18 protein-coding genes are annotated in these 22,063 nt (G+C 63.6%); 6 read left to right on the top strand and 12 right to left on the bottom strand.

From position 1 onward, the window contains the following. Positions 1-21 precede the first annotated feature (21 nt). The gene (locus LNV08_RS04670; protein WP_263532506.1) at positions 22-1,584 is read right to left on the bottom strand and encodes a PLP-dependent aminotransferase family protein; all 1,563 of its coding nucleotides are present in this window, start codon (positions 1,582-1,584) and stop codon (positions 22-24) included. A 95-nt stretch (positions 1,585-1,679) separates the two neighbouring features. Between LNV08_RS04670 and LNV08_RS04675 the strand changes: the two genes are divergently transcribed. Genes LNV08_RS04675 through LNV08_RS04685 form a run of 3 tightly spaced genes read left to right on the top strand, consistent with a single transcriptional unit; the run spans position 1,680 to position 3,407 of the window. Beyond that, a complete protein-coding gene (locus LNV08_RS04675) occupies positions 1,680-2,321 on the top strand; it encodes an FMN-binding negative transcriptional regulator (protein ID WP_263532507.1) in 642 nt (213 codons plus the stop codon). A 52-nt stretch (positions 2,322-2,373) separates the two neighbouring features. Continuing rightward, positions 2,374-2,988, top strand: a complete 615-nt coding sequence (locus tag LNV08_RS04680) for a GNAT family N-acetyltransferase (RefSeq protein ID WP_263532508.1) — start codon at positions 2,374-2,376, stop codon at positions 2,986-2,988. Beyond that, complete coding sequence (locus LNV08_RS04685; RefSeq protein WP_263532509.1) at positions 2,985-3,407, top strand: GNAT family N-acetyltransferase; 423 nt, start codon at positions 2,985-2,987, stop codon at positions 3,405-3,407. Before LNV08_RS04680 ends, LNV08_RS04685 begins: the two co-directional genes overlap by 4 nt. A gap of 19 nt (positions 3,408-3,426) precedes the next feature. On the opposite strand, the gene LNV08_RS04690 is transcribed toward LNV08_RS04685, so the two are convergent. The 4 genes from LNV08_RS04690 to LNV08_RS04705 all read right to left on the bottom strand — a co-directional run bounded on the left by LNV08_RS04690 (position 3,427) and on the right by LNV08_RS04705 (position 6,197). After that, complete coding sequence (locus LNV08_RS04690; RefSeq protein WP_263532510.1) at positions 3,427-4,713, bottom strand: alpha/beta hydrolase; 1,287 nt, start codon at positions 4,711-4,713, stop codon at positions 3,427-3,429. 52 nt (positions 4,714-4,765) lie between these two features. After that, positions 4,766-5,479, bottom strand: coding sequence for a substrate-binding periplasmic protein (locus LNV08_RS04695; protein WP_263532511.1), 714 nt, complete (start codon positions 5,477-5,479; stop codon positions 4,766-4,768). Between the two features lie 149 nt (positions 5,480-5,628). Next, on the bottom strand, positions 5,629-5,820 hold the full coding sequence (locus tag LNV08_RS04700) for a helix-turn-helix transcriptional regulator (protein ID WP_263532512.1): 192 nt from the start codon (positions 5,818-5,820) through the stop codon (positions 5,629-5,631). Continuing rightward, the gene (locus LNV08_RS04705; RefSeq protein WP_263532513.1) at positions 5,817-6,197 is read right to left on the bottom strand and encodes a hypothetical protein; all 381 of its coding nucleotides are present in this window, start codon (positions 6,195-6,197) and stop codon (positions 5,817-5,819) included. Before LNV08_RS04705 ends, LNV08_RS04700 begins: the two co-directional genes overlap by 4 nt. 165 nt (positions 6,198-6,362) lie before the next feature. Here LNV08_RS04705 and LNV08_RS04710 point away from each other — a divergent pair, with 165 nt between their 5' ends. Then, a complete protein-coding gene (locus LNV08_RS04710) occupies positions 6,363-6,653 on the top strand; it encodes a hypothetical protein (protein ID WP_263532514.1) in 291 nt (96 codons plus the stop codon). 15 nt (positions 6,654-6,668) lie between these two features. Here the strand turns inward: LNV08_RS04710 and LNV08_RS04715 are convergent, their stop codons facing one another. The 3 genes from LNV08_RS04715 to LNV08_RS04725 all read right to left on the bottom strand — a co-directional run bounded on the left by LNV08_RS04715 (position 6,669) and on the right by LNV08_RS04725 (position 13,268). Further along, positions 6,669-7,148 (bottom strand): c-type cytochrome, encoded by a 480-nt coding sequence (locus LNV08_RS04715; RefSeq protein ID WP_263532515.1) that lies wholly within the window; start codon positions 7,146-7,148, stop codon positions 6,669-6,671. Between the two features lie 220 nt (positions 7,149-7,368). Next, a complete protein-coding gene (locus LNV08_RS04720) occupies positions 7,369-9,492 on the bottom strand; it encodes a PAS domain S-box protein (RefSeq protein WP_263532516.1) in 2,124 nt (707 codons plus the stop codon). A 146-nt stretch (positions 9,493-9,638) separates the two neighbouring features. Beyond that, the gene (locus tag LNV08_RS04725) at positions 9,639-13,268 is read right to left on the bottom strand and encodes an L-glutamate gamma-semialdehyde dehydrogenase (RefSeq protein WP_263532517.1); all 3,630 of its coding nucleotides are present in this window, start codon (positions 13,266-13,268) and stop codon (positions 9,639-9,641) included. Between the two features lie 104 nt (positions 13,269-13,372). On the opposite strand from LNV08_RS04725, the gene LNV08_RS04730 reads away from it, so the two are divergent. Next, positions 13,373-13,843, top strand: coding sequence for an Lrp/AsnC ligand binding domain-containing protein (locus LNV08_RS04730; RefSeq protein ID WP_263532518.1), 471 nt, complete (start codon positions 13,373-13,375; stop codon positions 13,841-13,843). Between the two features lie 353 nt (positions 13,844-14,196). Here LNV08_RS04730 and LNV08_RS04735 read toward each other — a convergent pair whose 3' ends face one another. From LNV08_RS04735 to LNV08_RS04750, 4 genes are all read right to left on the bottom strand, one after another. Continuing rightward, positions 14,197-14,952 (bottom strand): phosphatase PAP2 family protein, encoded by a 756-nt coding sequence (locus LNV08_RS04735; protein WP_263532519.1) that lies wholly within the window; start codon positions 14,950-14,952, stop codon positions 14,197-14,199. A 47-nt stretch (positions 14,953-14,999) separates the two neighbouring features. Continuing rightward, a complete protein-coding gene (gene ppk2 / locus LNV08_RS04740) occupies positions 15,000-15,884 on the bottom strand; it encodes a polyphosphate kinase 2 (protein WP_409993961.1) in 885 nt (294 codons plus the stop codon). Between the two features lie 96 nt (positions 15,885-15,980). Beyond that, entirely contained in the window at positions 15,981-18,284 is a 2,304-nt protein-coding gene (locus LNV08_RS04745) for a putative bifunctional diguanylate cyclase/phosphodiesterase (protein WP_263532521.1), read from the bottom strand. Between the two features lie 175 nt (positions 18,285-18,459). Beyond that, entirely contained in the window at positions 18,460-20,532 is a 2,073-nt protein-coding gene (locus LNV08_RS04750; protein ID WP_263532522.1) for an FAD-dependent oxidoreductase, read from the bottom strand. 200 nt (positions 20,533-20,732) lie between these two features. Here LNV08_RS04750 and LNV08_RS04755 point away from each other — a divergent pair, with 200 nt between their 5' ends. Further along, entirely contained in the window at positions 20,733-22,031 is a 1,299-nt protein-coding gene (locus LNV08_RS04755; RefSeq protein WP_263532523.1) for a DUF4397 domain-containing protein, read from the top strand. The last annotated feature ends 32 nt before the right edge of the window (positions 22,032-22,063 follow it).

The raw sequence follows: 22,063 nt of genomic DNA on the forward strand, positions 1-22,063 counted from the left end.
CCCAAGGCAAGGCAGCTCAGCTCAGCTCAGCGCTGAGTTCGGTGCGAGCGCCAGCAAGACCGGCCGCCATGCCCGGCCCAAGGCTTGTGTGGCCCGGCGGATTTCGGCCGGATCCACGGTGGCAAAGCCCAGCGTCAAGCCGGCTTGCTGGCTATGCGCCGGCAAGCCGCCGACTTGGGCCAGGGCGCCAATGTCGATACCGGCGTCCAGCGCCGCCTGATGCAGCTGCACTTCCAGCTGGAGGCTGGGCAAGGGCAAAAAGGCCTGCAAGCCAGCATCCACCGGCTGCAGCTTCAGATACTCCTGCCAGGGCGGCGGTAGTTGCGGCAGCATGAGCTGTGTCCAAGCATCCATCATCGCGTCGCGCCGCTCCAGCGCGGCGCGACGCATGCGCCGAACATGGCGCAAAAAATGCCCTTCGGCCATGAAGTCGGCCATCACCACCTGGTCGGCAATCGATGACTGGCGGTCCAGCACCGAGCGCAACTTGGCCAAGGTCGGCATCCAGGCAGCGGGCGCCACCAGATAGCCCAGGCGCAGGCCGGGAAACAAGAGCTTGGAGAAGCTGCCGATGTAGAGCGTGCGCTGGCGGATGCTGCCACTGGCCAGGGTCGCCAAGGGCGCCAGCGGTACCCCGTTGAAGCGGTATTCACCGTCGTAGTCATCCTCCAAGATCCAGGCCTGCTCGCGCTCGGCCCAGGCCAGCAGTTCCAGCCGGCGCTGCAAGCTCATGGCCACACCGGTCGGATATTGGTGCGAGGGTGTGGTGTAGACCAGGCTCAGCGGCCCCAAGGCCTGCAAGGCGCCGATGCGCAGACCTTGGCTGTCCAGCGGCACCGGCACTACGTCCGCTCCGCTCAGGCTCAAGGCCGCCGCCGCCGCCCGGTATCCGGGCGACTCCATGCCAACCCTGTCGCCCGGCTGCACCAGCGCCAGCGCGGCCATCGCAATCGCCTGCTGCGAGCCGGCTGTGATGATGACTTGCTCGGCGCTGCATTGCAGACCACGGGAGTGGCTCAGGTAGGCGGCAATCAGCTCGCGCAGACGCGGCAGGCCGGCAGGATCACCGTAGCTCAGGCCGGCAGCTTGGCGCTGTTGCTCTTGCTGACGCCAAAAGCGTGCCTGCAAACGGGACCACAAGGCGTGCGGAAACAAGTCCAGCGCGGGCAGGCCATGGCGAAAGGCACGCGGGCGCAAGCCCACCGTCGGCGCGGTCTCAAAGTCCTGCAGCCGCGCCCACAGCGCAGTGCCCGGTTGCTGCCCCTGGCTTGCGGGCGCGGGCGCCTTGCCCGCAGCGGGCTGACTCAGGCCGGCAATCTCGGCCACAAAGCAGCCCGAACCCACTCGCCCGAACACAAAGCCCTCGCTGATCAGCGCCTCGTAGGCTCGAACCACGGTATTGCGCGACACCCCCAGCGCCAGCGCCAGTTCACGCGTGGTGGGCAGCCGCGCGCTCGCGGCCAAGGCGCCTTGCAGGATTTTGTCCTTCAGCTGCGCGTAGATTTGCTGGGCCAGACCCTGACCGGGACGCAAGCTCATGCCGGCCGGGTCCAGCGTCATGGGGGCTGCTTTGATTGGATCCATGATATTGACGCAAAGTGGATCTTTGATCGTACCAAGCCGACCACTATGCTGCAGGCCTGTCGTTTGAATTGTTCACCGTACCCGAGGCGCCCACCATGTACAACCCCGCCCATTTCGCCACCGAAGACCTGGCCCAAGCCGCCCGCCTGATCGAGCTTTACCCCTTGGCCTTGCTGATTGGCCCGGACGTGCAAGGCCAAAGCTTCGGCACTCATCTGCCCTTGACCTTGCTGGAGGCGCCTTCACCCAAGAGCGGCTGCACCCTGCAGCTGGAAGGCCATATGGCGCGAGCCAATCCGCACTGGGCCTGGCTGGCCGGCATGCATGAACAGGGCCGGGATGTGATGGCGGTGTTCAGCGGCCCCAGCGCCTATGTCTCGCCGCGCCATGCCGACAGCAAATTGTCGGTGCCGACCTGGAACTATGCGGCCGTGCATGCCTATGGCGAGCTGGAATTGGTGCACGATGAGCAGGCCAAGGACGCCTTGCTCAAGCGCCTGATCGCCCAGCATGAGCCGGCCTATGCCGCTCAATGGCGCGACTTGCCGGCGGACTTTCAAAGCAAGATGTTGGGCGCCATCGTCGGCTTTCGGCTGCATGTCCGGCGCTGGGAGGGCAAGTTCAAGCTCAGCCAGAACCGCAGCGCCGTCGAGCGCGGCCGCATCCGCGAAGCGATGGCGGCGGGCACGGCGGCCGAGCAAGATGTCGCCGCCTGGATGGCGCATCTGAGCCTCTGACACATCAGCCACTTACTCTTCTCAATATTCTCTTTTTGCAACACCTTTAGCCATGACGCCACAGCCTATACCTACGATGCAAGTAGCGCCCATCACCCTGCAAGGCCCGGGTCTGCGCTTGGAGCCCTTGAGTCTGGACCATCTCGATGGGCTGAGCGCCGTCGGGCTTGAGCCCGCCTTGTGGCGCTGGGTACCCAGCCAGGTACGCACGGCCGCCGACATGCGTGCTTACGTCGAGGCGGCGCTGAAAGATCAAGCCAGCGGCGTCTCCTTGCCCTTCGCCTTGGTCTTGGCTGGCCCCGGACAAGCCGGCCCAGTGGTCGGCAGCAGCCGCTTCGGCAATATCTCGCTGCGCGACCGGCGTCTGGAAATCGGCTGGACCTGGGTCGCGCCGGCATGGCAGCGCAGCAACGTCAACACCGAGGCCAAGACGCTGTTGCTGACCCACGCCTTCGAGACCTTGGGTGCGCACCGGGTCGAGTTGAAGACCGACGCCTTAAACGACAAGTCACGCGCTGCGATTGCGCGCATAGGCGCAAGCCAAGAAGGCGTGTTCCGCCGCCACATCGTCACCGACACCGGCCGCGTGCGTGACACCGTCTACTTCTCCATCATCGACAGCGAGTGGCCCGATGTGAAGGCGCGGTTGCAGGCGATGCGGCGATGATGATTCGACTGTCGACCCAGGTCGAAGGCCTTGACTGGCTTGCGCTGGCCGAGGTGTTCGAGCGCGCGCCGCTTGGCACGCGCGATCCGGCCACGCTGGAGCTGAGTTTCAGAAACAGCCAAAGCCGCTGCTTTGTCTATGCGGACGGCCGCATCATCGGCGCCGGCCGCGCCTTGAGCGACGGCGTGCTGTGGTGTGTGATCTTCGATGTGGTGCTGCTGCCCGAGTACCAGGGCCAAGGTCTTGGCCGCGCCATCATGGACTCGCTGGCCGAGCAAGCCGGCGCCGCCCAAGTGATGCTGTATGCGGCGCCCGGCAAAGAGGCCTTCTACGCCAAGCTCGGCTTCAAGATGATGAAGACGGCAATGGCCAAGTTCGCCAATGTGGAGCGGGCGCAAGCGCGCGGCCTGATTGAATAGCTGCGCCGCCTTCGCAACCTCACTTGCTCAGGCCGGCTTCTTGCCCAGACTGCAGCTCGCCGGCCGGCTTGAACAGCTGCTTGACCCGCAGATCAAAATCGGGCGGGAAGGTCCAGTAACGCGCGCCTCGATCGGCATGTTGGACTTCCAGACCGCGCCGCTGTGGCTCGGCGTTGAGCAGCAAAAGCCCGAGCAGATCGCTGCTGACCCAGGGGTCTTCGTACCAGAATGCGTGCGAACGCTGCGGCAGTTTGGGAATGGACTGGGGGTCGACCTTGATCAGATCGAAGTCATACTGCCTTGACGCGTCGATCAAAAAGCCGGTCTGCTCGGCATCGAGTTCCGACCGGTCAAGCCGCCCTATGCGCGAAGCCCGGTTCACCAGGGCGCTGAAGCGCAGCGCCGAGTCATTCAAATTGCCGGCATTGCTGACCCGGCCCACCAAGTCGACATAGAGCTTCAACTCGTCGACGAAGCGGCGCGTGTCAATGTCGGCGGCGGCGAAATAGATATGGTTCAAGCGCAGGCGCTGGCGCAACTGCTCACGCGTCTCACCCGGGCGGGCCGACTGGCCCAGCTGGGCCAGCGCCGGGCTGACAATCTGCGCGCCCGCGCTGTAGGCCAGCACATTGATGCCACTCGCTTTGGAATGTTCGGCCAGCAGTTCCAGCAGGCGGACAAAGGGCTCGACCGAGGCCTTGGCATTGCCGACGTCGGTAAAGTACTTGAGGATAGAGCCTGCAGATGGCCACAAAAATGACAAGACCACCATGCGCCTGCCGGTGAAATGGCGCAGTTGCGCCGCCTGCGCAGCGCCGCGCGGAATGGTGTTGTTGGAGCCGTGCACATAAATGACCAGCTCCTGGCTCTCGCTGGCCGCCAAGGTCTTGTTCAGCAGTGCGAAGAACGCTTGGGTGGAGGCCGAATCGCTGAAGCTTTGCTTGGCGTCCAAGGAGGCCATTTGCTCCAAGGACTCCAGTTGCACGAGCGGGCGCTCATCCGCATCGTCGCTGGTGGAGAGCCGATGCAGCGTTTCCCAGTCGAGGTATTCATCACCGATGCGGACATGGGCGACGCCCATGCGCAGGCGTTCGCTGGGCAAGATGGAGTGGATGGGTTCGGGCTTTTCGATCACCGCGCCTCGGTTAGTGACATAGAGCACAGGCACCTCGGTGCCAAGCAATTTGGCGCCGGCTTGCGCGAATGGATCAACATCGCCGGTTCTGAAACTGACCGGCGTCGGCATCAGCCTGATCGGTGATTGGCAGGCGCTGAGCAGCAAGGCCAAAAGTAGGGTCAAAGCCACACGGGGCTTCGCAGGGGATGGGCGATTCGGAGTCATACGCATCGTGTTGGAATCAATTGCTTGTCGGGAACATCCAGCGCTCATAGATCTTCTTGGCCGTGCCGTCGTCGACGATGGTTTTGAAGATGGCATTGACCTGGGCCTCGGAAGCCAGCAAGGGCGATTTTTTCGAGAAAGCCACGGTCAGATAGGTGGTGTTGAGCACCAGCACATCGCCGAATTCGTCCTCCAGGCCCAGCTTGTGAATGATGTGACCCAAGGAAGACAGGGAGCCCGCCACGGCCTTGGCATCGCGCTGCGCAATCGTCATGCGAATGGCTTGGGTGTAGTCCACCAGCAATTCCTTGCGCACATCCGCATCGACGTCAAAGCGGGGGTCCACCTTGAGGCCACGCGGCGCGGCCACCACGATTTGGCGCAAATCTTCGTAGCTCCTCAGCCGCACACCTTTGCGCGCCTTAACGCCGAAATCAAGCGGCACAAAGGCCGTGCCTCGGTTGGCGTAAGCCGCTCTGGCCTCGCCCCAGGCCATGATTGAAAAATCGGTGTCACCCAGTTGCAGGTCGCGCTCCACACGGGCATAGGGCGTGAGGGTCCTGACGGTGCTGTGGCCGCTGCGACGCTCGAATTCGTTGAGCAGATCCGCGACGATGCCGACATAAGCCTCCTTGCCCTTGCGCCCAGGGTCCGGATTGGGTTTGGCCCAGGGATCCAGCTGAATCAGGTCAACCCGGAACTCCTGCGCGCCGGCCGCCGCCCAAGCCATGGGGGGCGCAAGCGCGGCACAGGCCAAGGCCAGCCGGAGCAAATTCTTGATGAGGAAGGGAGCACAGGACACGCAGGCAATTTACCAGACGTGGCCGCTGGGCCCTCAAATGGGCCGGACGCGGCGCTGTCTAAGCGTATAGGGCCAAGTCAAGCCGCCGAGAAAATCGCCTCGATCGGCATCTCAAACACCCGCGCAATTTCGAAAGCCAAGGGCAGGCTAGGGTCATAGCGTTCGTTTTCGATGGCATTGATGGTTTGCCGCGACACCTTCAGCCGCTCGCCCAGCTCCGTCTGCGACCAGCCGCGCTGGGCGCGCAGTTCGCGCAAGAGGTTCTTCATTTGTAGCGCCTCGCCGCCAGCAGCAGGCCCAGCATCCACAGCACGGCCATCAGCGGCCAGATCACAAACATGCTCAGGCGCGGGTAGCCCAGGCCTTCGAGAAAGCCATAGCTGAAACTGATGAAGGCCGTCCCCGCAAAAGCCAAGGCCAGGGCCTCGAACTGCACACGCTGCTGCAATTCATCAAGCCGGCGCAGCTGGCGCAGGATGGCCCACACCGCCAAACCTCCACCCAACATCGGGCTGAGCGCAATCAGGTCGCGCCAGGGCGAGCCCAAGTTGGGATCGCCGTTGAGCCACGCGATCGATGCGATCAACAGCGCCGCATAGGCCAACAAGGCCAGACCAAGTTCCTTCAAATATTGCTTCGAATTCATCTCGCACGCACCTTTCATGTAAAGCGTGCTTTCCACTTTACTGAAAATACGCAGACATGTAAAGCAGACTTTACATGTCCAAAGTTCCAGCGGCAGATGTTTGCTTGCCAGACTTGATCGCCTCAGCGCTTACATTACCGGACCGTTCATATTTCCGAGACTTGCATGAAGAAGACAACTTTGTCGCTGGTGGCCGCCCTTGCTGCCTTTTCCCTGATCGTGATGCAGGTCTCCCTGGTCACCGTCGGACACTCGGGCGGCGGATCCACCACCTTGCTGCTACGCCACCAAGCGCCGAAGCAGCTCAATTTCTTTGAGTCGATTGAACATGCCTGCGCCCAGGCAATCCCTCGCGAGTCCTGCGAAGCCGAATTGAAATCGGCCTTGGCCAAACATGGTTTGTTGACCTTGCCCTACTCAGACACGGTCAAGAGCCTCAGCCTGCCCGAAAACTGACGCTCAAGCGCCGGTCTATTGAGCCGGCTGGCCCGGGCCTTGCGTGCCCTCGGACCTTGCGCTCAGGTAAGCGTACAGGTCGACGATATGCGCATTCACCATCGGGTTGCTCTGCCATGCGGGCATGACGGCCTGAGCACCCGTCTGCGGGCTGCTGGCGGCGGCCGGCGTAGCGCTCCAGTCATAGCGCTTCAGCACCAAATTGGAGAAACGCTCGGCACCCATCTCGCGCACCCGTGGCAGCAGATCGGGCGCTTTGACCGTGCCCTGGGCGGCCGGGCCGTGGCAGCTGGCACAGCGCTGCTGAAAGACTCGCCAGCCGGTCGACACCGAACCCGGCAGCTTGGCGTTCTCGGCGATTTCCTTGGCACCTTGCTGGTTCAAAATCTCGATCGCATAACTGCCGGCTGGCGCCAACAGGGCCGCACAGACTGCCCCCAGCAGGCCCAGGCGACTGATCGTTAGGCGGCGCGTTGCTTGATTCAAATGGGGCATCTCTATCTCCTGGGGCTGACACTTGCTTTGATTGTGCAACAGCCCCGGGCGGACTCAGAGGCTGAGAACTTTTAGCTGCGCTGAAACTTCGTTTTGTAGCGAGCGGCCGTCAGGCTAGGCGGCCCGCGCGCAGAAACCGCAACGTACTCCCTGTACGTGAGGATTTCGAGCACCGGGCCAAGGACGCATGGCGGCCGCGCAGTAAAAAGTCCTCAGCCTCTCAGGCGATGCTGACCCCGTTGCGCCCATGCTCTTTGATGGCATACATGGCTTGATCGGAGCGACTGAGGGCCAACTCTGCATTCGCGTCGCTGCTCAATATCGCGCTGATGCCTATGCTGACGGTCACCAGGATGATGGACTGCCGATATTGCACCGGGTTTTGCTCGATGCGCAGGCGCAGTCGCTCGGCCAAAACCTGCGCGTCTTCACAGCTGGTGTCGGGCAGCAAGAGCGCGAACTCTTCGCCGCCTAGGCGACCCACCACATCCAGCGGGCGCGTGCCCAGCCGCATCAACAGCGTCACATGGCGCAAGACGGCGTCTCCCGCAGCATGGCCGAAGCCGTCATTGATTTTTTTGAAGTGATCAAGATCCAAGGTCACGACGCAACTGCATAGCTCCGGGCGCCGCTGGATGCGGCCGTACTCGGCCTGCAGACGCTCCATGAAATGACGCCGATTGGCGGCGCCGGTCAGGTGGTCGGTGCTGGCCTGGCGGTGCAGTTCTTGGCGGGTGCGAATCAGCTCGGTGATGTCCTCAAAGCTGGTGTAGGCCTCGGTCAACAAACCTTGCTTGAACAAGGGCGTGGCGTTCACCTGCAGCCAGATCAGGCTGCCCTCGGGCAAGCACAAGCCCATCACGACCTGGCGCACCGGCTGGCCGGTACGCAATGCTTCCATGGCGGGATGTTGCTCGGCGGGGAAGTCGCTGCCGTCCTCGCGGATCGCCCGCCACCCGGGGTCAAAAGGAGTCTTGCCCAGCATCTGGTCAAGACTGAGCCGCAGCAAGGCACAGGCAGCCGGATTGGCAGCGGTGATTTGCCCCGAGGCGGCATGGTAGACAACGCCTTGCGGCATGGTTTCAAAAAAGATCCGAAAGGATTCGGTGCTGGCCTTGAGCGCAGTTTCAGCCTGCTTGCGGGCCGAAACATCGGTCAAGACGCCGGTCAGCACGCATTCACCCGGCCCCGTTAATTTGGGCGTGGCCTTGATCTGCAAGCACTTGGGGCCAGCCCCGGCTTCGGGCACCCATACCTCCACTTCCTGTTCCCAGGCTTGGCCGCTTGCAACAGCCCGGCGCAAGGAGACCTCACAGGCCTCGCGATACTCTCGCGTCATGCAGCGCAACAGGGCGCGGCCATCGCCACAGGCTTTTTCGGGACTGAGGCCAAACAAGTCCTGCACACCGGGGCTGAAATAGACAAACTCAATTTTCCCCGAGGGCCGCACCAAGAGGCGAAACAAGGCACCTGGAACCGAAGCGGCCAAATCCCGCAGTTCGGCCTCTTGGCGGCGCAGCGCTTCTTGCACCAGCTTGAGCTCGGTCACGCTGTCATGCGCAACGACGATGCGTGGCGGCTCGACATCTAGCGTGCGCGACACCCGCGCCAAGAACCAACGCGGCCCTTGCGCTGAGTGGCAGGGGTATTCCACCTGAAAGCTCTGCAAGCGCCCCGCCAAAACCTCTGTGAGCTTGTCAGCGAACTCAAGCGCACCAGCATCAGCAAACGCCAGTGGCTGCCTGCAAAAATCAAGGTAGTTCTTGCCTTCGGCGCAAAGTTCGTCCGATCCGCCATTGGCAGCGGCAAACTCACGCCAAGCCCGGTTCACCTTGATGATCACGCCCTGCTCATCCAGCACGCAGATATGCGCGGTGAGTGCGTCCATCACGGACAGCACTTGCCGGCGCGATTCCTCTTTGGCATGTTCCGCTCGGCTGCGTGCGGTGATATCCAGCACATAGACCAAACGGCTCATCTGCCCATCGGCACCTCGCACCGCCACCGACTCCGACAAGACGCGCAGCAGCTTCCCGTCGCGATTCACCACATCCCACTCACCCTTGAGTTCGCTGCCCTTGCTCAGGAAGCGCTGGTGACGCTGCAGTACCGGTTCACGCTGCTCGGGCGCAAACACCATCAGGAAGCTATTGCCCAGCATCTCGGCCGCGCGATAGCCGTAGAGTTCACAGTAGGCAGGGTTGACACTCAAATACTTGCCGCTCAGGTCAATCACGGCAATGCCGACCGGCGCATGCTGGATCAAGGCATCAAGCCAGGCTCCCGTCAGCGGGAATGCCCCAGCGGCACAGGGCGCCTGCAAATCTTGATCTGGATTCGGCATCAACTCCCCTTTTGGGCTGTGGCCCAAGCCGCCCAAACAAAACCGGAATTTAACGCCGCAGCAGAGTCTTGTGATTGCGAGCTGACAATTTCATACAAAGAAAAAGGGCGCATAGCGCCCTTTTGTCCCGCGCGAGACTTTCGATCTCAATGCACACCGGCCAGCAGGGCCGCATTGCCACCGGCGGCTGCCGTATTGATGGTCAGCGTCTGCTCGGCACTGAAGCGATATTGCTGCCGCGCATCGAACAGCTCTTGCGCGCTGATCAGCGGCCGAATCGCGCCGTCCAATGCGGCCATCTGCCGCAGCAAAGCGCGCTCGGCTAAGGCGTTATTGCCAAGCCAGCAGATGCCGGCCAAGCGATCGTCATCGAGCAAGGCGCTCAAGCTCTGCACGGCACCAGGCAACAAGAGCAGGGCCTCGGTCGGCAGCCCGGCCGCACGCAAGCTCGTTTGCAAGGCTTCGGCCCGCGCCACGCAGGCGCCGTCCACCAGCAAGGCCACGCTATTGCCTGCCACCAAGGCCGCTGCGACACCCAGAGCCAAGGCTTGTGGCGAGGCGGCAATGGCCTGCAGCGCCAGCACACCCCGGCCATGTTGGCGCAGCTCATTGCTCTCACCGGTGGGGCCGGGCAGCGCTTTATCGGCCAATGCCAGCCTGGCCTGCGCCAGCCGGCTGCTCACCAAAGCGGCATCGGCCTGACCCTCAAAAGCACGTTCCAGCAAGGCGGCGCGCTCGCTCAAAGGCCGCTCGCTCCAGACCTCATGGCCGGCGGCCAAGGCCGCCATGGCCGACGCCACCTGCACGGCCGGCACGGCGGCGCTTTGCGCACCATGAGCTGAAGGGGCCGGCCCGTTCGGTGCAGCTTCGCTCACCGCCGGCACCGCACAGAAGCGATACAGGTAGTTCGGCCCGCCCGCCTTAGGCCCGGTGCCCGACATCCCTTCGCCGCCAAACGGCTGCACGCCGACCACCGCACCGATGATGTTGCGGTTGACATAGACGTTACCGATGCGAGCCTTGTCGGCCAGGCGCAGCGCCCGGCTGTCGATGCGGGTTTGGATTCCAAGCGTCAGGCCATAGCCCAGCGCATTGATTTGCTCGATCACCGCATCCGGCTCGCCGCCCCAACGCACCACATGCAGCACCGGGCCAAAAATTTCTTGGCGCAAGGCGCTGATGCTGCTCAACTCGAAGGCCACGGGGCGGATCAAGCGCGGCATCGCATCGTGCACCGGCGCCTCGGCGATCAGCTTGGCTTCGCGCTTGAGGCGCTCGATATTCTTAGCAACGTTCTCGAAGGCCTCCTCATCGATGACCGGCCCCACATCGGTGGCCAGATCGGCCGGCCGGCCGACCCACAACTCCTGCAGCGCACCGCTGAGCATTTCGATCACGCCGTCGGCAATGCTCTCATGCACGCACAGCAGGCGCAGCGCCGAGCAGCGCTGGCCGGCGGAGCGGAAGGCCGATTGCACGACCGCGTCGATCACCTGCTCGGGCAAGGCCGTTGAATCAACCAGCATGGCGTTCAGACCACCGGTTTCGGCGATCAAAGGCACGACCTGACCTTCCTTGGCGGCCAAGGTGCGGTTGATGATCTGCGCCACCTGCGTCGAACCGGTGAAGCACACGCCGGCGGTTTGCTCAGCGGCCACCAGGCCGGCGCCGACCGTCTCGCCCGCGCCGTGCAACAACTGCAGCGCGTCATGCGGCACGCCGGCAGCGTAGAGCAACTCGACAAACTTCAGCGCCACAAACGGCGTCTGCTCGGCCGGCTTGGCCGCTACGGTGTTGCCGGTCACCAGCGCCGCCACCACCTGACCGGCAAAAATCGCCAGCGGGAAGTTCCAGGGGCTGATGCAGACAAACACGCCGCGCCCTTGCATCGCCGGGCCGTCGCTCTCAGCCTGGTCGGCGTAATAACGCAAGAAGTCCACTGCCTCGCGCACCTCGGCCACGCAGTCGCCTTGGGTCTTGAAAGCCTCCTTGACGAGCAAAGCACAGAACTCGGCCAGGCGCGCGTCCAGCGCCGCAGCGGCACGCCGCATCACAGCCGCACGCTCTTGCACCGGAGTCGCGTTCCAGCCCGCAAAGCCGGCTTGCAGGCCGGCCATGGTCGAGGCCAGATAGGCGGGGCTGGCCTCGGTCACGGGCAAGACCTGGCACTGTTCCAAGGCACGCAGCAAGGGCTGGCGCTGCGCCATATCGGTCAAGTCGGCGCCGGTCGAGTTAATGCGGCCATGACCCAAACGGTCGAGGTAGAGCGCGCCCGGCAGCGGCAAGGCGCCACTGATTTGCACCTGCTCCAAGGGCGAGCCGAGCAACTCGGGCACCTGCACATTGACGTCGGCGAGCTGGTGCACAAAAGACGAGTTAGCGCCGTTCTCCAGCAAGCGGCGCACCAAGTAGGCCAAGAGATCGCGGTGCTCGCCGACCGGCGCGTAGACGCGGCAAGGGATGCTGCCATCGCGCAACACCTCGCGGTAGACGCCCTCGCCCATGCCGTGCAGACGCTGCATCTCGAACTTGGCATTCGCCTTGCGGGCCATCAGCACAATCGCGGCGATGGTGCCGGCGTTGTGGCTGGCGAACTGAGGGTAGATCACATCGGCGTGGCCGATCAGCGCCTGCGCGCAGGCCAGATAGGACACATCGGTGTGCTGCTTGTGGGTGAAGACCGGGTAAGCCGCCAAGCCCTGCTCCTGGGCGCGCTTGATCTCGCCGTCCCAATAAGCGCCCTTGACCAGGCGCACCATGAAGCGCAGGCCATGCTTTTTGGCAATCGCGGCGACTTCGTGGATGACGCTGAGTGCGCGCGTTTGGTAGGCCTGCACGGCCAGACCGAAGCCGCGCCATTGAGGATAGGTACTGGCGATGCGTGCGGCCAGCGTGTCCAGCACGTCCAGCGACAACTCCAGGCGCTCGACCTCCTCGGCGTCTATCGTCAGGTTGATATTGGCCTGAGCGGCCAGCGTGATCAGCTCCCACACGCGCGGCAGCAACTCGGCAAACACGCGCTCGCGCTGCAGCACTTCATAGCGCGAGAACAGAGCGCTGAGCTTGATCGAAATGCCGTCGGCCTGCTCCGGTGCATCGGCCCGTGCGCCGCTGGCGATCGCCTTGATGGCGCCCACATAGGCCGCATGATAGCGGCGTGCATCGGCCTCGGTGCGCGCACCTTCGCCCAGCATGTCATACGAAAAACTCAGCTGCGGCTGGACCTTGCGGGCACCGGCGGCCTCAGTCATCGCCTCCTTGATATTGCGGCCCAGCACGAACTGGCGGCCCAGCAGCTGAATCGCCCGCACCGTCGCGCTGACGACGGTCTGCGCGCCCAGCCTTGTCATCAAGCCACCCGAGCCTTCTGCGTCGGGCAGGAACTTCTTGGACAGCGAGATCGCCGAGGCCGACAGCGCCGCGAACATCTTGTGCGGGCCCTCCGAGCTGCCGTCGAACTGACCCCGGCCGAGCTGGTCGGCGGTCAGCGCGATCGCGGTCGGTGCGTCGGGCACGCGCAACAGCGCTTCGGCCAAGCGCATCAGGGCCAGGCCCTCGGAGCTGCTGATCGGGTACTCCCGCAGCAGCGACTCCATGGCCCAGAACGGCGCCGGGTTGGCGCGCACCTGCTGCACCCAGGGGCCGGCCAGCGTCAGGACGCTGCTCCAGTCCAGCCCCGCGCCGATGGATTGCGCCAAGGCGTGAACGACCGCGATCTCCTCACGGTAAGGGTCGGGCAGGCGGGCGGCTTCAGGGGGCAGAGCAAATGTGGACATGGCGAAAGCCTCAATCGGTTATTTCTAGTGAAGGGCCGAACTATATGAATGAATCAGCTGAATTAAATTCAGATGATTCACCCATCTGTAGTTGAAAATACTGCATGACCCCGGAAACCCCACTCGACAAGATCGACGCCCGCATCCTTCGTGTGCTGCAAAGCGATGGCCGCATCTCCAACCTGAAATTGGCCGAGGCCGTGCACCTGTCACCGACCGCCGTGCTGGAGCGCGTCAAACGCCTGACCCGCGACAACTACATCCTTGGCTACGAGGCCCGGCTGAACCCGGAAAAGCTCGGCGCCGCGATGCTGGTCTTCATCGAGATCTTGCTGGATCGCACGGTACAAGACGTGATGGATAACTTCAAGGCCGCCGTACAAGCTCGGCCCGAAATACTGGAGTGCCATCTGGTGGCCGGCGGCTTTGACTACCTGCTGAAGACGCGGGTCTCCGATATGGGCGCCTACCGGGAGTTCATAGGCAGCGTGATCTGGACGCTGCCGGGCGTGCGCGAGACGCGCACCTATGCGGTGATGGAAGAAGTCAAGAACACAACGGCGCTGCCGTTCTGAGCCCCCCCCTCCGGTCGACGCAAACCCCAGGGTAAACACTTACCCCCTTGGGGGGTACCGAATCCGCCCTCAGGCGGATAGGAATGACGCCGGCCAGCGCCGAATATTGCTGCACTGAATAGCCAGTTCCTTCCCGCACCTCAGTCCAAGGATACGGAGTCCAAAAATGCAAGTCCAGGCCGCCCCAAGTCTCGCTACCACTAGCTTCGCCTCAGCCCGCGCTTCAGCGCGCTTTACAGGTGCCCCTTCAAACGCAAATCAGGCTGCCAGCCTGGAGTTTGTGAGCCCCGAACCATCAAGCGGCGGCTGCGGCTACTTTGATTCCAGTTTCGAGCTCAACCAAGGCTTGCGGGTTACCGAGGAATCGGACCCGATTCTGTTGCAACTTTGGGTGCGGGTGCTGGATAGCGCGCTGTCCTTGCATTGAGTGGGGCAGGTCTGAGCCGGTGCCGATCGCCACGCACAAAGGGCTGAGTACGCCCAGACAGCTGCAGCGAGAGCTGAATCACCCAATCATGACTGCGCGATTTGGGCGCGCCGACCGGCAACAAGAGCAAGGCGCTCAGCAGGCCGACCGGCAGCCAGAGCGGCCGCGCATTGACGGGCTGCGCTTGCGGCAGCAGCTGCAGGCTGAGCAAACTGGCCAGGCCCCCGACCATAAAACCGGCCAAGGCCTCGGAAGGTGAGTGGGCGCCCACCTTGAGTCTGGAGTAGGCAATCAAAGCCGCCAGCGCAAAGCCCGAGGCCAGGCCGAGCCGGCGCAGTCGCTGGGAACACCCCAACAAGGCACACCAGGCCAAGAGCGGCAGCACCGCGGCGGAAGCCATCGCATGACCGGAAATGCCGGTGAAATCCCAGGCCGCAACACCCCAACCCCAGCCGAAAAAGGCCAGCTTGCTGGCGGCGGTCAGCCCTATGGCCACGCCCAAGCAGCCCATCCAGCGGCGGGCCAGGCGCGACTGTTCGGGCGTTTGGCTCAGAACAGACTGGCGCCACAGCCACAAGGCGCACAGCAGCGCCAAGGGCAGCAGAATTTGAATTTCGCCAAGGCGAGTCAGCAAAGCCCAAAACGGGGAGATGGAAACGGAAGGTACGCTGAGAAAGGACATCCCGCCATGCTAGCGGCACAAGATGACAAGCGCTCGTGGCAATCCGTTCAATAAATCTCGGGAACCACCATTTCCGGCGGTACCGGCTGGCGCGCATAGTCCTCATGGCGCTCGCGCGGCGGCAAGGTCACCGGCGCATGCTCGACCTCGTGATACGGCATCTGCGCGAGCAAATGCGCCATGCAGTTCAGCCGCGCCTTCTTCTTGTCGACCGCCTGCACCACCCACCAAGGCGCTTCCTCGATATGGGTGCGCTCCATCATGGTCTCTTTGACCTTGGTGTAGTCCTCCCAGCGGCGGCGCGACTCCAGATCCATAGGGCTGAGCTTCCACTGCTTGAGCGGGTCATGGATTCGGCCCAAGAAGCGCGTGTGCTGCTCCTCGTCGGTGATCGAGAACCAGTATTTGATGACTTGGATGCCGGCGCGCACCAGCATCTTTTCGAACTCGGGCACCGAGCGGAAGAATTCCTCGTACTCGTCGTCCGAGCAAAAACCCATCACCCGCTCGACCCCGGCGCGGTTGTACCAGCTGCGATCAAACAAAACGATCTCGCCGCCGGCCGGCAGGTGCGAGATATAGCGCTGAAAGTACCACTGCGTGCGCTCGCGGTCGTTCGGCGCCGGCAGCGCGGCCACGCGGCACACGCGCGGGTTCAGGCGTTGGGTGATGCGCTTGATGACGCCGCCCTTGCCGGCCGCGTCGCGGCCTTCAAAAATGATCACCGCCTTGTGCTTGGTCGCCACCACCCAGTCTTGCAGCTTGACCAGCTCGCCCTGCAAGCGGAACAGCTCTTTGAAGTAGGCGCGGCGCTGGGTCCGCTGCTCGGCGCTGAAGACGCCACGGCCGGTCTCGTCAAAGGCGCGGTCATCGATCTCCATCTCCAGCTCTTCGTCGTAGCTGTCGATCAGATCCGCCTGCATGCGCTGCATGAACTCGGCATGCTCTTCGGCGGCCGAGACTTCTTGCTGGGGTGTTTTGCTAGTCATTTCGCCAGCCTGCCAGAGCCGTATGACAAGGCCATGAAATCAAGCCAGCTGCAACCGCTTCACCACCGCCAGCTTCGGACCCACCGGCAAGACCTGCTGAACAACGACGAAGTCCTCCGCCGGCATCGGCCGGCCGAAATGCCAACCCTGCGCCCAGTCGCACCCTTCGCGCTGCAGCCAGGCGGCCTGCTCGGCCGTCTCGACGCCCTCGGCCAATACGTCCAGCTGCAGACTGCGTGCCAGCACGATGACGGTGCGGGCGATCGCCGCGACGTTGGCGTCCTGACCCAACTCCGACACAAAGCTGCGGTCGATCTTGAGCGTGTTGACCGGCATGCGGCGCAGATAGGACAGCGAGGAATAGCCGGTGCCGAAGTCATCGATCGCCACCCGCACGCCGCGCGACTTCAAGGCGCCGAGCAGCTCGATCGCGCCCTCAGCATCTTCCAGAAGCAGGCTCTCGGTCACTTCGAGTTCCAGCGCATGGGCGGGGCAGCCGGTCTCGGCCAAAACGAAATCCACGGTCTGGATGAAATCGGCCTGACGCAGCTGGCGCGCCGACACATTGACCGCCACTTGTTGAGGCTTGCCCGCCACACCTTGCCAGCGCGCGGCCTGGGCGCAAGCGGTCTCCAGCACCCAGCGGCCAATCGGGATGATCAGCCCGGTCTCTTCGGCCAGCGGGATGAACTCCAGCGGCGAGATCGGCCCCCGCGTCGGGTGGCGCCAGCGCAGCAGTGCCTCGGCGCCGATCAGCGCGCCGTCCGAAAGCCGCACCTGCGGCTGATATTCCAGACGGAACTGCGCCGCCTCATTGGCGTGGCGCAAGGCATGGGTCAGCTCAAAGCGCTGCTTGACTGCCTGCGTCAGCTCCGGCCGATAGGCTTGCACGCTATTGCGGGCATGGGCCTTGGCGCGCACCATCGCCGCCTCGGAGTTGCGCAGCAAATCATCCACCGTCACGCCGTCGGTCGGATACAGCGCGAGGCCAATGCTGGCACCCAGATTGAAGCGCTTGCTGATGTCGGTTTGGCCGTCAAAAATAGGCTCGCGCATCGCATCGATCAAACGCTCGCCGAGCCGCATCGCCGTTTCTTCATCGACCAGGCCGGACAGCACGACAACAAACTCATCCGCACCGACCCGCGCCACCGAGTCGCTGGCCCGCACCACATTGACAAAGCGCGCCGCCGCTTCTTTCAACACCGCATCGCCGGCGGTGTGGCCGGCAATGTCGTTGACCTCACGGAAGCCGTCCAGATCCACATAGAGCACCGCCACACGGGTCTGGTCGCGCTCGGCCAAGCCGACCTGGCGCTCGATCCGGTCCCGCAGCAAGGCGAGGTTGGGCAAGCCGGTCAGCCGGTCATGCAGCTTTTGGTGCAGCAACTCGGCCTCGGTCTGCTTGATGCGCGAGATGTCGGTCAGCACCGCCAAGAAATGCGGCTCGCCGCCCTGCTCGTGCGCCGGCACGCAGACGATGGTCACCCACAGCGGCACACAGCTGCCGTCCTTGTGGCGATCGACCAACTCACCGCTCCACTTGCCCTTGGAGCCGACATCGGCCCACAGCTCCTTCAGCAGCTCCGCGCCCTGCTCGCCGAGTTGCAGGTAATTCGGCATGGTGCCCAGCAACTCATCGCAGCTGTAGCCGGTGATCGCGCTCAAGGCCGGGTTGACGTCGCGAATCAGCAGATCGGCATCCATCATCATGATGCCTTCGCCGCAATGCTCGAACACGGTCACCGCCCGGTGCAGCTTGGTCGTCACCTCGCGCAGGGCGGTCACGTCGCGAGCGACGCCGATCTGCCCCAGGCACAGCCCCTCGTCGAACACCAGGGCCTGCGCCACATCCAGGCAAGCGCGTTCGCCGTCCGGCTGCGTCACCCAGGCCAGCGTGCGTTGGGTGGCCCCGCCGGCCCCGGCCAAAGCGTCGCTCCAGGCCGGGCGTTGGTCAACTTGATCATCACGACGGCCGATCAGCTGCGCTTCCAACAGGCCTGTGCAGCGCTCGAAGGCCGGATTGCAACCCTCGTAAGCGCCATTCGCATCCTTGAAGTAAACCGGGTCGGGGATGGCATTGAGCAGCGCGCTGAGCTTGCTGCGCTCGCGCCGCACCCGCGCCAACTCGCTACGCCGCTGCCGCAAGCGCAAGCGCTGCGAATGCACCAGCGCCAGCACCAGGCCCATGGCCACGGCGCCTAGCAGGCTGAAGGCGATCAGCCAGAAAACCGGGTCGCGCAAGTCGGGACCGGCTCCGCTGATCACGGCGTCGCCTGCGCTCGCCGCGCAGGCAGCGCAGGCGAGCAAAACCCCCATCAAGCGTTGAAAAAGTTGACTCATCGGCTACCAAAACATTTTTTGCTCAGGCATTTCAGATGCAGCTTTTTAAGCCACCCCCCTGCAGCGCCTTGCATTTGTAGATTTCCAAGTTCACCCGGCTGACCTCGCAGCGCAGGGTGTCCCCTCGTTCTCGTCGTTTCGGTAGTGTCGGGGCCAGCTTGAGCCCGGCTAGGGTTTACAGCAGGCAGCCAAGCTGGGTTCCCTGCAATATTGCACGCTTGGCGTCCAATTCGCCGGCCTCGAAGGCACCGCCCAGCAAATGCACGCGTGCGCCTGCCGCACGCAAGGGCGCTTCCAGCTCGCGCAAGGGCACCTGGCCGGCGCACAAGATGATGCTGTCGCAGGCTATCAGCTGCTTATCAACATGACCCTTGTCATAGCTGATCCACAGGCCCTCGTCGGTGATTTCTTCGTAGTTGACACCGGCCAGCATCTCGACCTGCTTGCTCTTCAGCGCCGCGCGGTGTATCCAGCCGGTGGTCTTGCCCAGCCCCGCCCCGACTTTGCCTTGCTTGCGCTGCAGCAAGGAGATGATGCGGGCCGGGCTGGCGGGCTCGGGCGTCACCACGCCGGCGCGCGCAAAGCTGGGGTCACCGACGCCCCATTCACGCCGCCAAGCGGCGGGATCCAAGGTCACGGAGTGGCCCGCTTCAACGCCCTGCTCGGCCAGATACTCGGCCACATCAAAGCCGATGCCGCCGGCGCCGACGATGGCCACGCGTGGGCCGACCGGCTTTTTGTGACGCAGCACGTCGATGTAAGTCAAGACCTGACCCCGCGCTTCGCCTTCGGCCTGCCCTTTGATGCGCGGATCACGCGGCGTCACGCCGGTCGCCAACAAGACCTCGTCAAAGCTCAGCAAGGTATCGGCGGCCACACGCTGCTGCAGATGCAAGTGCACGCCAGTGATCTCGATGCGGCGGCGGAAGTAACGCAGCGTCTCGGCGAACTCCTCTTTGCCGGGGATCTGCCGCGCCATATTGAACTGCCCGCCTATTTCAGCGGCACCATCAAACAGATGCACCTCATGGCCACGTTCGGCCAGCATAGTGGCCGCCGCCAAGCCGGCCGGGCCGGCGCCTACGACGGCGATCTTCTTGCGCGCCTGTTGGCTCTTGGCGAGCGGGATGACGCGAATCTCCTGCTCAAAAGCCGCTCTGGGGTTGACCAGGCAGCTGGCAATCTTCTGCTCGAAGGCGTGGTCCAGGCAGGCCTGGTTGCAGGCGATGCAGGTGTTGATCTCATCGGCGCGGTTCTCGCGCGCTTTCTTGACAAACTCGGGGTCGGCCAGAAACGGCCGCGCCATGCTGACCATATCGGCCGAGCCGTCGGCCAACACGCCTTCGGCCACCTCCGGCGTGTTGATGCGGTTGCTGGTGATCAGCGGGATATTGATGCCCTCCAGGCGCAGCTGATCACGCAGCTTCTTGGTCACCCAGGCAAAGCCGGCGCGCGGCACCGAGGTCGCAATGGTCGGCACGCGCGCCTCATGCCAGCCGATGCCGCTGTTGATGATGGTGGCACCGGCTTTGACGACGCCGCGCGCCAGCTCCAGCACCTCTTCCCAGCTGCTGCCCTTGGGGATCAGGTCCAGCATCGAGAGCCGGTAGATGATGATGAAGTCTGGCCCGACCGCCTCGCGCATGCGCGTGAGGATTTCCAGCGGCAGCCGCATCCGGTTCGCGTAACTGCCGCCCCAAGCGTCGGAGCGTTGATTGGTGTGAGTGACCAAAAACTGATTGATGAAGTAGCCTTCCGAGCCCATCACCTCGACGCCGTCATAGCCGGCCTCGCGCGCCAGCACGGCGCAGCGGACAAAGGCGCGGATCTGCCGCTCGATGCCGCGTGCACTCAACTCGCGCGGTGTGAAGGGCGTGATCGGCGACTTGATTCGCGAGGGCGCCACGCAAAACGGCTGGTAGCCATAGCGGCCGGTGTGCAGGATCTGCAAAGCGATCTTGCCGCCTTCGGCATGCACGGCCCGGGTGATGGTTTGATGACGCTTGGCCGCGCCGCCGGTCGCCAGCGTGCCGGCAAAGGGCTTGGCCCAGCCCTCGATATTGGGCGCATAGCCGCCGGTGACGATCAGCCCGACCTCGCCGCGTGCCCGCTCGGCAAAAAACGCAGCCATGCGCTCGAAATGCTTACGCCCATCCTCAAGCCCGGTATGCATGCTGCCCATCAGCACCCGGTTCTTCAGGGTCGTGAAGCCCAGGTCCAGCGGTTCAAGCAAATGGGGGTAGCTCATGAGGAGGCTCGGTGACACCCGGTAAGAGGGTGGTCGATGCTAGCAGTCGGGCCCGCCCGAAAAGAGCAGGTTTGCCCTGCATTGGGGAGCTCGCCCTAAGTGCCCCAGCAACAAGACTTCACCCGCCCGCAATGTGGCCACACGCCTCAGCAACAGAGCTCAAGCCCAATCGCGCAGCACCTTTCAACGGAGTTTTCTCGATGCGATCCAACCTTCTATCCCTAAAAAAATGGGGCCTGCTGACGCTGACCTGCGCCGGCTTACTGCTGAGCGCATGTGGCGGCGGCAGTGGCTCGGGCGATAACAACGCCAATATTCGCCTGCTCAATGCCACGCGCAGCTATGCCGGCCTGGCCTTGAGCGTCAACGACAAGAGCGTCAATGCCGATGTGGCTTACGGCTCGGTGGGCGCCTATGCCAGCGTTGATACCGGGACGACCAGCAGCCAGATCCAGACGACCGGTATCGGCACCACGGTGGCCAGCCTCTCGCCTTCGCTGAACAAGGGCAGCAACTACACCATGATCGCCTACGGCTGGGCCGGCGCCGTCCACACCAGCATGCTGCAAGAAGACCAAACCGCCGCCGACAGCGGCAAAGCCAAGCTCCTGGTGATGAATCTGGCGCCCGATTCGGGCGCCTTGGACTTCTATCTGTCCGTGATCGGTGACAGCCTGGACAACGAGGCCGCCATCGCCAGCAATATTGCCGGCGGTCTGACCAGCGGCTTCAACACCATCAACAGCGGCAGCTACCGCCTGCGCGTCACCACGGCCGGCAAGAAGGAGGAGGTGCGCCTGGACATTCCTTCCATCAGCTTGGCCTCTACCGATGTGGCGTCGCTGATCGTCACCTCCAATGAAGGCGGCATTTTGGTCAACGGCATCTTGCTGCAACAAAAAGCACAGTCCAGCAGTTTCCTCAACGGCAATGTGCGTGCCCGAGTGATCAGCGCCTTTGGCGACGGTGCCCGCGTCACGGCGCAACTCAATGGCGCCAGCTTGATCAGCAATGCCGCCTCGCCGGCCATTGGTGAATATCAAAACAGCGCCGCCGGCTCAAGCAGCTTGAGCGTGAACGTCAACGGCAACCCAATGAGCCTGGCGCCGCCAAATCTCAAGGCCGGCGGCGACTACACGCTGCTGGTCTGGGGCGACAGCGCCGCGCCGCAGCTGACCGTGCTGAGCGACGACAACCGACTGGCCGCCACGGCCGGCGCGGTCAAGATGCGGCTGGTCAATGCGGTCAGCAATCTGAACTCGGGGCTCACGCTGTCGGTCGACTACAGCGCCATCGCGGCCAATGTGCTGCCAGGCAGCAGCTCGACGCCCGCCTTGTTGTCATCCAGCACCAGCTCGCTGCTGAGCGTCAACTCCAGCGCCAGCAGCACGGCGGCCTATTCGATCTCGGCCTTGCCGCTGGTGAGCAATGGGGTCTACAGCGTCTTCATGCTGGGCCGCGCCGACAATATGATGGGCACGCTGCGACGCGAAAGGTAGCGGCGTCGGTAGCGGTGCCAATATAGGGTTAG

The sequence above is a fragment of the Paucibacter sp. TC2R-5 genome (assembly GCF_025717605.1).
GTDB lineage: Bacteria > Pseudomonadota > Gammaproteobacteria > Burkholderiales > Burkholderiaceae_C > Paucibacter_A > Paucibacter_A albus.